This is a genomic window from Bordetella flabilis, from assembly GCF_001676725.1.
Lineage (GTDB): Bacteria > Pseudomonadota > Gammaproteobacteria > Burkholderiales > Burkholderiaceae_B > Bordetella_C > Bordetella_C flabilis.
The window spans coordinates 5278587-5291088 of sequence record NZ_CP016172.1 but is presented as its reverse complement, the minus strand read 5'-3'; the positions used below and the strand labels follow the sequence as shown (position 1 = coordinate 5291088).

At 66.9% G+C, this 12502-nt stretch carries 12 protein-coding genes; 5 read left to right on the top strand and 7 right to left on the bottom strand.

Annotated features, from left to right (window positions below; all coding sequences use genetic code 11):
- Positions 1–75: 75 nt before the first annotated feature.
- Together BAU07_RS23570 and BAU07_RS23565 are read right to left on the bottom strand one after the other, a co-directional pair.
- Positions 76–984, bottom strand: a complete 909-nt coding sequence (locus BAU07_RS23570) for a DMT family transporter (RefSeq protein ID WP_066663234.1) — start codon at positions 982–984, stop codon at positions 76–78.
- Complete coding sequence (locus BAU07_RS23565) at positions 981–1673, bottom strand: GntR family transcriptional regulator (protein WP_232338189.1); 693 nt, start codon at positions 1671–1673, stop codon at positions 981–983. The genes BAU07_RS23570 and BAU07_RS23565 overlap by 4 nt, the downstream gene beginning before the upstream one ends.
- A gap of 49 nt (positions 1674–1722) precedes the next feature.
- Here BAU07_RS23565 and BAU07_RS23560 point away from each other — a divergent pair, with 49 nt between their 5' ends.
- The 3 genes from BAU07_RS23560 (at position 1723) to BAU07_RS23550 (ending at position 4455) form a co-directional block, all read left to right on the top strand.
- Positions 1723–2685 (top strand): Bug family tripartite tricarboxylate transporter substrate binding protein, encoded by a 963-nt coding sequence (locus BAU07_RS23560; protein ID WP_066663228.1) that lies wholly within the window; start codon positions 1723–1725, stop codon positions 2683–2685.
- A 34-nt stretch (positions 2686–2719) separates the two neighbouring features.
- The gene (locus BAU07_RS23555; RefSeq protein WP_066663226.1) at positions 2720–3403 is read left to right on the top strand and encodes an RraA family protein; all 684 of its coding nucleotides are present in this window, start codon (positions 2720–2722) and stop codon (positions 3401–3403) included.
- Between the two features lie 233 nt (positions 3404–3636).
- Positions 3637–4455 carry a helix-turn-helix transcriptional regulator gene (locus BAU07_RS23550; RefSeq protein ID WP_066663224.1) on the top strand — a complete coding sequence of 273 codons (819 nt, stop codon included), beginning with the start codon at positions 3637–3639 and terminating at the stop codon, positions 4453–4455.
- Positions 4456–4577: 122 nt separating this feature from the next.
- Here BAU07_RS23550 and BAU07_RS23545 read toward each other — a convergent pair whose 3' ends face one another.
- The 3 genes from BAU07_RS23545 to thiC all read right to left on the bottom strand — a co-directional run bounded on the left by BAU07_RS23545 (position 4578) and on the right by thiC (position 8383).
- Positions 4578–5450 (bottom strand): hypothetical protein, encoded by an 873-nt coding sequence (locus BAU07_RS23545; protein WP_066663223.1) that lies wholly within the window; start codon positions 5448–5450, stop codon positions 4578–4580.
- A gap of 88 nt (positions 5451–5538) precedes the next feature.
- Positions 5539–6384, bottom strand: coding sequence for a DUF1444 domain-containing protein (locus BAU07_RS23540; RefSeq protein WP_066663220.1), 846 nt, complete (start codon positions 6382–6384; stop codon positions 5539–5541).
- Positions 6385–6469: 85 nt separating this feature from the next.
- On the bottom strand, positions 6470–8383 hold the full coding sequence (thiC, locus tag BAU07_RS23535; RefSeq protein WP_066665673.1) for a phosphomethylpyrimidine synthase ThiC: 1914 nt from the start codon (positions 8381–8383) through the stop codon (positions 6470–6472).
- A 292-nt stretch (positions 8384–8675) separates the two neighbouring features.
- Here thiC and BAU07_RS23530 point away from each other — a divergent pair, with 292 nt between their 5' ends.
- Positions 8676–9314 carry a SecDF P1 head subdomain-containing protein gene (locus BAU07_RS23530; RefSeq protein WP_066663219.1) on the top strand — a complete coding sequence of 213 codons (639 nt, stop codon included), beginning with the start codon at positions 8676–8678 and terminating at the stop codon, positions 9312–9314.
- A 123-nt stretch (positions 9315–9437) separates the two neighbouring features.
- Here the strand turns inward: BAU07_RS23530 and BAU07_RS23525 are convergent, their stop codons facing one another.
- Complete coding sequence (locus tag BAU07_RS23525; protein ID WP_066663214.1) at positions 9438–9899, bottom strand: helix-turn-helix domain-containing protein; 462 nt, start codon at positions 9897–9899, stop codon at positions 9438–9440.
- Positions 9900–9982: 83 nt separating this feature from the next.
- Between BAU07_RS23525 and BAU07_RS23520 the strand changes: the two genes are divergently transcribed.
- Entirely contained in the window at positions 9983–10789 is an 807-nt protein-coding gene (locus tag BAU07_RS23520) for a hypothetical protein (RefSeq protein ID WP_066663212.1), read from the top strand.
- Between the two features lie 487 nt (positions 10790–11276).
- Here BAU07_RS23520 and BAU07_RS23515 read toward each other — a convergent pair whose 3' ends face one another.
- A complete protein-coding gene (locus tag BAU07_RS23515; protein ID WP_066663210.1) occupies positions 11277–12197 on the bottom strand; it encodes a c-type cytochrome in 921 nt (306 codons plus the stop codon).
- Between the last annotated feature and the right edge of the window lie 305 nt (positions 12198–12502).

Below are 12502 nucleotides of genomic sequence, written 5' to 3'. Positions count from 1 at the left end.
TGCCTGTCTGTCACTACCCAGCCTTGGCACCCGCCGCTTGTCCCATCCAGCCGCCTTGTGCGCCCGGCTCCCCGTTCAGCCGGCCCGACGGGCGGGCCGGGCGCTCCCGCGTTGCGCCAGGTAGATGCCCGCCAGGATCATCGCCAGTCCGACCGCATGGTAGGGGCGCGGCGCTTCGGCCAGCAGCAGCACCGATAGCAGCACGGTGAAGATCGGCGTCAGGTTCATGAAGAAGATGGGCAATTGCGGATTGGTGCGGGAAACCGCCGTCTGCCAGCAGAAGAACGCCACCAGCGACGGGAACACGCCGATATAGGCGACGATGGCCAGGGTTTGCGCGTTGAACGCGATGGGAGCGTAGTTCCCCCAGGCATGTTCGGCCAGTAGCAGCGGCAGGCTCCAGAGCAGGCCCGCGGCGATCTGGACGCAGAGCAGCACGTCGGCCGGCAGCCGCGAAGGGCGGCGCTTCAGCAGCCAGGTGTACAGGCTCCACGCACAGGTCCCGGCCAGCATGAAGAGATCGCCAGGCACGAAATGGACTGCGCCCAGGCTGCCCGGGCTGCCGCGCAGCATGACCCACGCGACGCCCGCCACGGACAGCGCCGCGCCGATGGCGCTGCGGGCGTTGATCGGCGCCTGGAACAGCAGGCGGCCCAACAGAAGAATGAAGACGGGCGCCGAGGCGCCGATCAAGGACGTGTTGATCGGATCCGAGGTGGTCAGGGCCAGGTACTGCAGGGCGTTATAGCAGGCGATGCCCCACAGGCCGCCGACGGCGATCGTCCGCCATTCCGACCGGATGGCGTCACGGTGGCGCAGCACGCGGCGGGCGATGAAGGGCGCGAGCACCAGCAGCGCCATGGTCCAGCGCAGTACGTTCAAGGTCACGGGCGGGATGGAGCCGGCGGCCATCTTGCCCACGATGGCGTTGCTGCCCCAGAGCAGGGGCGGCAGCAGCAGCGCGATGAAAAGCCGTGTATTCATGGCGCGTTGGCCAGGACCAGATCCGCAAAGGCCTTGCCCTTGCCTATGATGTGGTCGCGCATCGCCCGCGCGGCGCCTTCGCCGTCGCCCGCGCACACCGCGCGGACGATGGGCTCGTGCTCGGCGCAGGACGTCATCAGCCGGCCCGGCTGGTCGAATACGTGGCGCCTGAAATTGGCCAGCCGGCGCCGAGCGTCCTCGATCTCGTCGCGCACGATGGCGTTGCCGCTGCCCTGGATGATGAGCTCGTGCAGGCGGGCATTGGCGGCCTCGTATTGCGGCTGGTCGCCCGCCTGCGCCAGCGCGGCGGCTTCCTGGTGCAGGGCCGCGAGCTGCTCGCGCTGGGCGGCGCTCATGCGCTGCGCCGCCAGCCGTGCGGCCACGCCCTCCAGTTCGCCCAAATATTCCAGCAGCGCGATGAGTTCGGCCGGCCCTGGCTTGTAGACGAAGGTTCCCGCCCGCGGAACGATGGTCACCAGCTTTCGCGCGGCCAGCATGAGCAGCGCCTCCCGCACGGGGGTCCGCGATACCTCGAACCGCGCGGCCAGGGCGTTCTCGTCGAGCGGCACGCCGGGCGCCAGCACGCCCGCCGCGATGTCCTGCTCGATCAGCCCCCGGATGCGTTCGGGCGTGTTGACCGCGGGTTGGGCCTTTTGCTCCATGTTGATAATTTTAGACTTGGTCTTCATAATTACGAAAGCAGTACAAATTATTATTACAACTGACCGAGGAGACTCAATGAAACGACCGTTCCTGGCGGCCTTACTGGCCATCGCCCTGCTTGGCAACGCCAGCCATGCCGCCTATCCGGACCGCCCGATCCGGGTCGTGGTGCCAGTGCCTCCCGGCGGCATTATCGACCAGGTCGTCCGGATAATTACGCCGCCGATGGCCGAAACGCTGAAACAGTCCATCATTGTCGAGAACCGGCCCGGGGCCAGCGGCAATATCGCGGCTTCCTATGTGGCGCGCTCGGCCGCCGATGGCTACACCGTCCTGGCCGGCTATTCGATGTTCCATGTCGGCAACCCGGTCATGTTCAAGAAGCTGGATTGGGATCCCCGCAAGGACTTCGCGCCGATCGCGATGCTGGTGTCCTCGCCTCACGTCATCGCCGTCAATCCCAAGCTGCCCGTCCATACGCTGAAGGAACTGGTGGACTATGCCCGCGCCCATCCCAATGAGCTCAACTACGCGACGTCGGGCAATGGATCGGTCCCGCATATCGGCATGGAGCTTTTCAAGCAGAAGCTGAATATCCAGATCACCCACGTGCCCTACAAGGGCGCGGGTCCCGCGGTGCAGGACGTGCTGGCCGGCAATGTGCAGATGACCGTGGCCACGCCGCCTTCGCTGGCCGGTTTCGTCACCAGCGGCCGCCTGCGTCCGCTGGCCGTCGCCGCCCAGTCGCGCATCCCCATGCTGCCCGATGTGCCGACCACGGCCGAAGCGGGCTTCCCCGGCTTCGAGCTGGAAGCCTGGGTCGCCCTGTTCGCGCCCGCCGGCACCCCGCCGGACGCCGTCTCCGCGCTGACCGAGGCCGCGCAGAAGGCGCTGCAAACGTCCAAGGTGAAGGAGGCGCTGGCCGCGGCCGGCGTCCAGGCGTGGTATCTGGCGCCGGCCCAGCTGGATGCCCAGGTCGCCAAGGACATCGATTACTGGCAGCCGGTCATACGCAAGGCCGGCATCACGGTGGAATAGCGGACCCGGTGGGGTTCCGCCCAAGGAGCAATGCATGAATATCGATACCAAGGACGCCAATGTCGTACGGGCGTCCAAGCTGGACTGCGCCGCGCTGAGCGATGCGCTGGACCGCCTGTCCATCGTGGGGCAGTGCTACAAGATCCGCCCCTGCGACCCGTCGTTCCGGCTGACCGGGCGGGCCTACACGGTGCTGTACGAACCTACCACCATCGAAACCGGGAATGTCGGCGAATATATGGACGACGTTCCGCCGGGACGCGTCGTTGTCATCGACAACCGTGGCCGGGATGACATGGGGACGTGGGGCAATATCCTTACGGAGCTGGCCTTCCACCGCGGCGCGGCCGGCACGGTCATCGACGGCAACAACCGTGACGTCGCGCTGTGCCGCGAGCTCGGCTATCCGATCTTCAGCCATGACACCTGGATGCGCACCGGCAAGGGCCGCATCCAGCTCAAGGCCCTGGAGGTACCGGTGATCATCGGCGGCGTGGTGGTGCATCCGGGCGACATCGTGCGCGGCGATGCCGACGGGGTCGTGGTCCTGCCGAAGGTGCGCGAGAACGAACTGCTGGATGTGGCCGAGCATATCGCGCGGCAGGAGCGCGAACTGCGCGACGCGATCCGCGGGGGCATGCGCATGGACGAGGCGCGCCGCAAGTACCGCTATCACGACCTGCAGAGCCCCGGCTACGACGCAGCAAAGCCGGCCTGAGCCGGAAACGCGGCAGCCGGAGGGAAGGGCGCCGACCCGCCAGGCGCCCGCCGCTTCCCAGCTTCCTGATGCATCGCGCCCGCGCCACGCAAGGGACGTGGGTCCGAGGCACCGGCCTGTTGGAGTCGATCGTCGGAGCGGGCGCGTCCGGCCGAACCGGATACGGCCATGCGCGCGTGCAGGTAAGATGGGCGTGTTCCTTTATCCGCGTACTGAACCGCGCATATCCTGGTATGACCGCCGATTCTGCTGCGTCCGCCTCCACCGACGGCGCGACTTTGCGCCGTCGCGCCTTGGGCGATTTCGTGCGCAATGCGCGCGCCCGCATCTCGCCCCAGATGGCTGGGCTGCCCGCCGGCCTGCGCCGCCGCACCCCGGGCCTGCGCCGCGAAGAGGTGGCGCAACTGTGCGGGATCAGCGTCACCTGGTACACCTGGATCGAGCAGGGACGCGAGGTCTCGGTATCGCCCTCGGTATGGGCGCGCATTGCCGGCGTCCTGCAACTGGGTCGCGCCGAACGGGCTTACCTCTTCGAGCTGGCCGAGTGCGCCGATCCGCATCACCCCCGCGACGCCCCGGTAGGCGTATCCGGCCTGCTGTCCAATTGCGTGGACGCCATCGGAGCGCCGGCGTATGTGCTGGATCGGGCCTGGAACATCATGGCGCGCAACAGCGCCATGCAGGAATTGTTCGACGACTGGCCGGCCGTGGATCCTGCGCCCAACCTGCTGCGCTATATCTTCCTGGATCCCGCCGCGCGCACGCTGGTCGTCGACTGGGAGCAGCGCGCGCGCCGCGTGGTGGCGGAATTCCGCGCCGACGCCGGCGCCCATCTGGATGAGCCGGACGTGCGGCTGCTGGTGGATACCTTGCTGCGCGACAGCCCGGCCTTCGCATACTGGTGGACCCGCCATGCCGTCGTCGAGCGAGAAGGCGGCCTGCGCGAATTCCATCACCCCAGCAAGGGGCTGTTGCGGTTCGAGCAGGTGACTTTCCGCCTGGCCACGCATGCCGACCTGAAACTGATCATGCTGCTGCCGGCCGCCGGATGAGCGGGCCATGCGGCGGGGCGGTCCTTTGCCAGCGGTCCGGCGCGCTTGAGGTGCGAAACCCGCGACCCACGGGCCGGTCGCGGGTTTCGCGAAAGGGGCGACCTGCTGCTCGTCGAGCCTTCCTATACGTCGATTCCGCGGTCGCGCAGCGCGCCCCATATGTCGACCATGGATTCCAGCGGCTCATCCGATGCGGGCGGATTGGGCAGGGCGAACATGGCTTCTTGCAGTTTTTCGACGCGCTGTGCCTGGCTCGGGCCGGCGAAGCGCGCGCGTGCGCCCTCCAGCAGCAGGGTTCTGCCCAAGGGGCCATAGTCGTACGCGGCCGCGGCAAAGGGCAGCAACGTGCTGGTGAAATGCCGCTCCGGCGGCTCCGGCTGGTCGTCCGGGCGTATCTTGAAGTTGGGCAGGTTCAAGCTGCGCTCGGCGATGCTACCCAGCATCTGAGAAGGATCATGGCCCGCTATGGCGCCGTCGATCACCGTGCTCAATAAATCGACGTCTTTCTTGCGGTGATGTCGCGCGCCGGTAAGCATGTCGGCCACCGCCGACCGTAGGGCGACCTTGTCGGGGTCGGCTGCGTGGCTCGCGTACCGGTAAAGCGCGTCCAGCGATTCCGCCAGTCGCGGCACAGGTTGCCATGTGGGCGGCCCGTCCGGCCGCGTGGCCGCCGTGAGCGGTGCCAAGAGCTCGGCAATGGCGTCGTTGGCCCGCGAAGCGTGCGGCGCAATCGCGTCGCCGGCGCTGCGGCGAACCCGTGCCGGCATGTGGCCCAAGTCAGGAGGAGCGGCACGGTACAGCGAAGCCGTGCGCATGGCGTCGGATCGCTCGTCGGATCTGTCCGGCATGGCGCCCCCTGCACCGGTTGGCGTGTCGCGCGGCGTGGGCCGACCGTGGTCGGATGCCGGCTGCGCGTGGGGGCCGGCGTCCTGCACCTGGAGCGTTGCAGGCGCTGAAGTGACGTCGATGCCTGAAATGGAGCGGACGCTGTACATGGAATCTCCTGGGTTATGACCGTCGGTACGGAAACACGTAGTTCCGCCGGCCGTTCCCAGGTTCCAAGGGCTCAGCACAAGCCGCGCTTCAATCCTCGTAAGGCACCAGCGCGCCGTCGCGCCATGTGTACAGCAGCGCGGACAGGCCATAGGGCGACCGCGCCATGACCAGCGCCGCGATTTCGCGCAGCCTGCGCTGCCCTTCACGGTCCGCGCCGCCGCATACCAGCAATTCCTCGCGCGCCGGCAGGGCTACGACGGGGTCGCCCTCGATCTGTACGCGGTCGCGCCAGTCGTTCGTCAGGAACACCATGCTGGCGTCGTAGTTGCCGTCCAGGCGCACGCCGTAGCAGCCATCCCCGCCCTCGATGGTGATCTGCGGCAGCATTCGGCGCAGGTTTTCCAGCGCGAGCGGCCGCAGGTCCGAACGCTGCACGCCCATATCGGCCAAGTGGTCCGGCGCGACGTAGCTCATGGCGTCGGGACGGTCTTCCACGTAGACGGTGAGCAGCTCGTTGGTCAGCGGCTCCGACAGGAAGCGGTCTTGATCCTGTACGCCTGCCGCCTGCAGTTGCTTCGTGCTGGCGGCCAGCCACATACGCGTTTTGACCACGGGCAGGATGGCGGCGCGCCGCGTCGCGGCGTCCGGCTTGGCCCCCGCGGGAGCGGCATCCAGGTGTGCCGCGATGATGGCGTCCATGTCGGCGGGCGCCTTGACGTACGCAGCGTAGGCATTGCCCAGCGACTGCACGGCCCGGGCGCCGTCCGGCAGGGTCCAGCGGACCTGCACGGTGTCGCCATTCACTTCGGGATCGATGCCGATGCCGCCATCGGGGAACAGCGCGTGGGCGGCCCGGGCATACGCCTGGGCGAACCCGCTGGCATCCAGCACGCGCGGCGCGCGCGCGGGCAGCAGGTTTTTCAGGAAGCTCATATCGTCGTCCGTCGTGCCGCCGCCGCGGCCCGCTTCAGCGTGTCGATGAAAAGAACCGGCCCCGGCGGGGGCCGGCGCAACAGCGTCAGGTCTGGTGGTAGATTTCCGCGCCCTTGCGCACGAACTCCACCGCCTTCTCCTGCATGCCTTTCTGCAGGGCCTCCTGCTCGGCCACGCCCTGGCTGGCGGCGTATTCGCGCACGTCCTGCGTGATCTTCATGCTGCAGAAGTGCGGTCCGCACATCGAGCAGAAGTGGGCAACCTTCATGGAGTCCTTGGGCAGGGTTTCGTCGTGGAATTCCTTGGCCGTGTCGGGATCCAGGCCCAGGTTGAACTGGTCTTCCCAACGGAACTCGAAGCGCGCCTTGGACAGCGCGTTGTCGCGGATGGCCGCACCCGGGTGGCCCTTGGCCAGGTCCGCCGCATGGGCCGCGATCTTGTACGTGATGATCCCGTCCTTCACGTCCTTCTTGTTCGGCAGGCCCAGGTGTTCCTTGGGCGTGACGTAACACAACATGGCCGTGCCGTACCAGCCGATCAGCGCGGCGCCGATACCGGAAGTGATGTGGTCGTAGCCTGGCGCGATGTCGGTGGTCAGGGGCCCAAGGGTGTAGAACGGGGCCTCGTGACAGTGCTCCAGCTGCAGGTCCATGTTCTCCTTGATCATCTGCATGGGCACGTGGCCCGGGCCTTCGATCATGACCTGTACATCATGCTTCCACGCGACCTGGGTCAGTTCGCCCAGCGTCTTCAGCTCGGCGAACTGCGCTTCGTCGTTGGCGTCGTAGGCCGAGCCGGGACGCAGGCCATCGCCCAGCGAGAAGCTGACGTCGTAGGCCTTCATGATTTCGCAGATTTCCTCGAAACGCTCGTAGAGGAAGCTTTCGCGGTGGTGCGCCAGGCACCACTTGGCCATGATGGACCCGCCGCGCGACACGATGCCCGTCATGCGGTCCGCGGTCATGGGAATGAAGGGCAGGCGCACGCCGGCGTGGATAGTGAAGTAATCCACGCCCTGCTCGGCCTGCTCGATCAGCGTGTCACGGAAAATTTCCCAGGTCAGGTCCTCGGCCTTGCCGTCCACCTTCTCCAGGGCCTGGTAGATGGGCACCGTGCCGATGGGCACCGGCGAATTGCGCACGATCCACTCGCGGGTCTCGTGGATATGCTTACCCGTGGACAAATCCATGACCGTGTCGCCGCCCCACCGGATGGCCCAGGTCATCTTCTCTACTTCTTCACCGATGCCCGAGCTGACCGCCGAGTTGCCGATGTTGGCGTTGATCTTGACCAGGAAGTTGCGCCCGATGGCCATGGGCTCGAGCTCGGGGTGGTTGATGTTGGCCGGGATGATGGCGCGGCCGCGCGCCACCTCGTCACGCACGAATTCCGGCGTGATGGTGGCTGGAATGGCGGCGCCGAAGGACTGGCCGGGATGCTGCCGCAGCATGCGCTTGACCAGCTTTTCGCCTTCCGGGCCGCTGGCGCGCAGCGCGTCCAGGTAGTGCTCGCGACGCAGGTTCTCGCGGATGGCGACGAATTCCATTTCCGGCGTGACGATGCCGCGGCGCGCGTAATGCATCTGCGTGACGTTCGCGCCCGCCCGGGCGCGGCGCGGCGGGCGCTGCAGGTCGAAACGCATGGCGGTCAGCTTGGGGTCTTCCAGGCGTTCGCGACCGTAGGCGCTGGACGGCCCGGCCAGCAGTTCGGTATCCGCGCGCTCTTCGATCCACGGGCGGCGCAGTTCGGCCAGGCCGCGGCGGATGTCGATCTTGACGTCGGGGTCCGTATAGGGACCGCTCGTGTCATAGACAGTCAGGGGCGGGTTGGTTTCGCCGCCGAACATGGTCGGCGTGGCTTGCTGTTCGATCTCGCGGAAGGGGACGCGAATGTCGGCACGCGAGCCCTGCTGATAGACTTTGCGGGACTTGGGCAGGGGCGCCACCGCGGCGGCGTCCACTTCGGCCGTCGCGGCCAGGAACTTGGGATTGGCGTTCATGAAAGCTCCAAAGATGATGTATTGGAGCCGAATCGGGTTGGATTCCGGCGCGTACGCCGGAACGCTCCCAGCATCGGCATTATCCGTACTGGTACGAAGGGACTCTCTCAACCCCCGGGCGCGTGGCCATGGAGTACCCCTGCGTGCATCCGACAGTATAGAAGACGAGGCGGCGGCATTACATCTGGAAGCAGTCTCCTGTGGGATGGGCCTTGCGTCCCCTGTACACTTTTTTGTTACTGCCGGCCCGCAAGCCGGTATCACGGCCTTCAATCAACAATAGGAAACTGTCATGCACATACAACTCCGTACCCTGGCGCCCGCGATGTTGATGGCCACGGTGCTTCTGGCCGGGTGCCAGACGCCGGGCAACAAGACGGCCGGCGGTACCACGGCCCCGGACCAGGCGGCCACCACGCCTGCCACGCCTTCCACGTCGACGCCATCCACCCAGACGCCCGCGAGCGCGTCGGTGGGCTTCTATATTGCGCAGACCCAGTCCGCGCCCGACCTGATGGAAGTGAAGCTGGCCGACGCCTCCGTGTATGTGCAACGGCAACCCGTGCTGACCCGCGCGGACTTGACTGAAGCCGCCGCCCTGGTGGACCGGCAGGGCAAGAATTTCGTCGGCTTGCGGTTTACCCCCGAGGGCGCACGCAAGCTTGCCGATGTAAGCACGCAGAATGTCGGCAAGCTGCTGGTGCTGGTGGTCAACGGCCAGCTCGTGGCCGCCCCGCGGATCGCCGAGCCGCTGAACCGCGGCGTGCTGGCATTCGGCGTCGATACGGCGCAAACGGCCAACGAGATCGCGGCGCGCGTGCGAGGCGATGCGCCCGCCGCGGCCGGTGGCGCCGCGCCGTCATCGGCCCCGGCGTCGGCACCCGCAACGGCGCCTTCCAATACGCGCGGTTCCTCTTCGCCCGCGCGTTGAGATTCCTGCCGCGGCCGCGCTTCATCGCTGGCCGCGGCAGTAGTGTGGATCCCGCCATGGCTTGCCTGCGGGGCCGCGTCCTTGTGATGATGCGGTGAACCGTTCCCTATCGCGCCCGGCGCATCAGTCGCCGCGGCGCGGTTTGCTTTTTGGCCGGGCGGCGGCGTAGTTGGCGTGGCAGGCGTCGACGAAGGCGCCGACCATGGTCTCCAGATGCCGCTTGTCGCGGGCGGTCAGGCCGTCGTAGCGGTTGCGGGGAATATTCGCGAAAGGCCATTCGCCGCCCTTGCGCGCTTCACTGAACCCGCCCTGATTGATGTCTTCCATCACGGCGTACCGGCTGCTTGCCGGCGTGTTGCCGTATCCGTCCGCGGCGCGTTCCATCGGCCCCTTGCCGGTGTCCAGCCACTGTGCTTCCACACCCAGTGTCGCGGCCAGCTTGAAGAGGCCGCGGCTCGACTGCCGTTCGCCGCTTTCGTAGCTGGCGACCGCGCTTTGCGAAAGGCCTGCGAGCCGCGCCAGCTCGGCCTGGGTGTAGCCGCGTAGTACGCGTACTCGCCTCAATCGGTCTGAAAATGTCTTCACGGGCCGATTGAAGCTTGCGCGTCAACCACGTTGGTGTTTATATAAATCACGTTCGTGGTTTTGTCGTATACGGGAGGATTCAAATGATCGACGATCGGAACGTCATCGTGCTGCAGGATGCGCGGGCGCTCCGGGACAGTCTTGTCCAGGAATTGGCCAGCCACGATTTCGCGGTGCGCAGTTGCGGCAGCCTGCAAGGTTTCCAGCAGCTTCAGGCCATGCATCCGGCACCTTTGGTCGTGCTGGTGGGGGACCCGGACAGCCTGGCTCGCAATGCATCGCACATACGCAAGATCGCACAGGGTGTTGCCATCGTCGCGCTGGGACCCGGCAGCGAAACGGGCTGGCGCAAACGCATCATGGGTGCCGGCGCCGACGCCTGCCACGTGGTTTCCATCGATGTTCCGGAGCTGGTGGCAGTGCTGTGGTCATGGGGGCGGCAAGCCACGTCGGCCATGGAATTGCATGGCGCCGGCGTTGCCGGGGCCGGGGCCGGGGCCTCCGCCTCCACAGGCGGATGGCCCTGGCGTACGCGCTCCGCACCCGCATGGCGGCTCAGCGCCAATGGGCGCGTGCTGGCCACCCCACAGGGGCGCACCTTGCCCCTTACCGGTTCGGAAAGCGGGTTTCTTACTCGCATGGCGGCCAGCGAAGGTCAGTTGCTGCGTCGGGAAGACCCGGCCCTGGACTGTCCCACGGGCCCCGCTCGTCCCGGCAATGCGCAGGATCCGCGCAGCGTCGATGTCCTCGTCTCGCGGCTGCGCCGCAAGGCGCGGCATGCGGGCATCGAATTGCCACTGCTCGCCGTGCGCGGCTGTGGCTATCTGTTCGTGGAATCGCTCGACACGCACACCGCGACTGTTCTGCCATGTCGCTCATTGCCATCGTAAAGAGTCGTCGGCTTCCGGCCCCACGGTGCTGGCGCTTCAACGCTTGTACGCGTTCCCAACGTGCACAGCCTCAAGCTTTAACGTCCCAACGTCTCACATCCCGACGCCCTGCGCTCACGGCCCTGCGGGCTGGCAGTTGAAGCCACCCCGATACCGACATAGGGCTGCACGAGCGGCATCATAGAGCGTCCGAGGCGAAACACCGCACCTTGCTCGGCATGATCGGCCACGCCGATCGTGACATTCGTAAATTCCCGTTTCCCATCAGCGCTCCGGCGGCGCCCGGGTGCGGCGCTATCTCGGCGCACCGGATACGCGCGCCCGAGCGGCGCCGGCACGCGCCTACGCCGCCCTTGGAAACGAAAATCCCTGCCCGGTGGCGACAGGGCAGGGATGCGGGCTTGCATAGGTGCCGCGTTTCTTGCTTGCTCGCTGGCACAATCACGAAGTTCCGGCCGGGCGCGCTTACCGCAGCCCCGCCGGCGTTTTACTTGGCGGCGTTGACCATATATTCGACGGCTGCGCGGATATCGGCTTCCGACGCATTGGCCGCGCCACCCTTGGGCGGCATCGCACCCTTGCCGGTAATGGCCGTCTTGACCATCGCGTCCATGCCGGTCTCGATGTACTTGGCCCACGCGGCCTTGTCACCGAACTTCGGCGCGCCGGCCACGCCGGTGCCGTGGCAAGCGAAGCACGTTGTCTTGTAGAGCTTTTCGCCGTTGGGATTGACGGTGGCCTGCTGCGCGGGCGCGGCGGCCTGGGCGGGCGGCGCGGGCGTGGGGGCAGGGGCCGCCGTGCCGGTGGACGGCGGAGTTGCCGGAGCGGCCGCGGGCTGCGCCTTGGCCTGGGCTTGCGCGGGAGCAGCCGCCTGTCCCTGGTTGGCCGCAGGCTGTTCCGGCGCCGCCGGTTCCTTGAGCGATCCGCCGGATTTGTTCGCCATGAACACGACCGCACGGGCGACTTCATAGTCGCTCAGGGACGGGTTGCCGCCCTTCGGAGGCATGGCGCCCTTGCCGTGCAGCGCGATCTGCATCATGGCATCGAAACCTTCCTTGATGCGCGGCGCCCAGGCGGCGTTGTCGCCTACTTTGGGGGCCCCTGCCACACCGGCCGTGTGGCACGAACTACAGACGGAACTGAAAACCTGTTCGCCGGTCTTAAAGACTTTCGGGGCGTTCGCATCCACCAGTTCGAAGGCGGCCACGGGGGCAATCCGCTTGTCGATGGCTTCCGGGGTCAGGGCATTGGACCCGGCGCCGGCCCGGCCATAAGAGGCCACCATGTTGACCAGCATCAGGATGATGATGATCGGGACCAGGAAGGCCAGAATCACCGTGACGATCAACTGCTTCGGGGTCTTGATGAGTGAGGCGTGTTCTTCTACGTGTTCCTGCTCTTTGCTCATAACCTAATCCTGCTGTCGGGTACCGGGGCGCCTGGGGCGGATAAGTAGCGCAAGCCGAAGAGGGCTGTCGCCCGTGGCCTGCGTGGGTGCAAACGCTGGATTATATAACGCGGGGTCCATGGCCTGCCCCAAGGCAGGGCATGCATGCGTTCGGCCGCGCTTCGTCGCGGTGCAGCATCGCGTCTATCGCGGTGTGTGCATGGGCTGCGCGGTGCTGCGGCTGGCCGCGTACCGGTGGACGCGACGCCAAGCGCCGAGGCGTTACGCTCGGCGTTCCCCTTCGGTCGGCGACCCTGCCGGAGGCA

Coding starts and splice junctions, on each gene's coding strand:
- BAU07_RS23530 (WP_066663219.1), top strand. CDS start 8,676: ATGCACATACAACTCCGTACCCTGGCGCCCGCGATGTTGATGGCCACG.
- BAU07_RS23550 (WP_066663224.1), top strand. CDS start 3,637: ATGACCGCCGATTCTGCTGCGTCCGCCTCCACCGACGGCGCGACTTTG.
- BAU07_RS23540 (WP_066663220.1), bottom strand. CDS start 6,384: ATGAGCTTCCTGAAAAACCTGCTGCCCGCGCGCGCGCCGCGCGTGCTG.
- BAU07_RS23520 (WP_066663212.1), top strand. CDS start 9,983: ATGATCGACGATCGGAACGTCATCGTGCTGCAGGATGCGCGGGCGCTC.
- BAU07_RS23555 (WP_066663226.1), top strand. CDS start 2,720: ATGAATATCGATACCAAGGACGCCAATGTCGTACGGGCGTCCAAGCTG.
- BAU07_RS23565 (WP_232338189.1), bottom strand. CDS start 1,673: ATGAAGACCAAGTCTAAAATTATCAACATGGAGCAAAAGGCCCAACCC.
- BAU07_RS23570 (WP_066663234.1), bottom strand. CDS start 984: ATGAATACACGGCTTTTCATCGCGCTGCTGCTGCCGCCCCTGCTCTGG.
- BAU07_RS23560 (WP_066663228.1), top strand. CDS start 1,723: ATGAAACGACCGTTCCTGGCGGCCTTACTGGCCATCGCCCTGCTTGGC.
- BAU07_RS23515 (WP_066663210.1), bottom strand. CDS start 12,197: ATGAGCAAAGAGCAGGAACACGTAGAAGAACACGCCTCACTCATCAAG.
- thiC (WP_066665673.1), bottom strand. CDS start 8,383: ATGAACGCCAATCCCAAGTTCCTGGCCGCGACGGCCGAAGTGGACGCC.
- BAU07_RS23545 (WP_066663223.1), bottom strand. CDS start 5,450: ATGTACAGCGTCCGCTCCATTTCAGGCATCGACGTCACTTCAGCGCCT.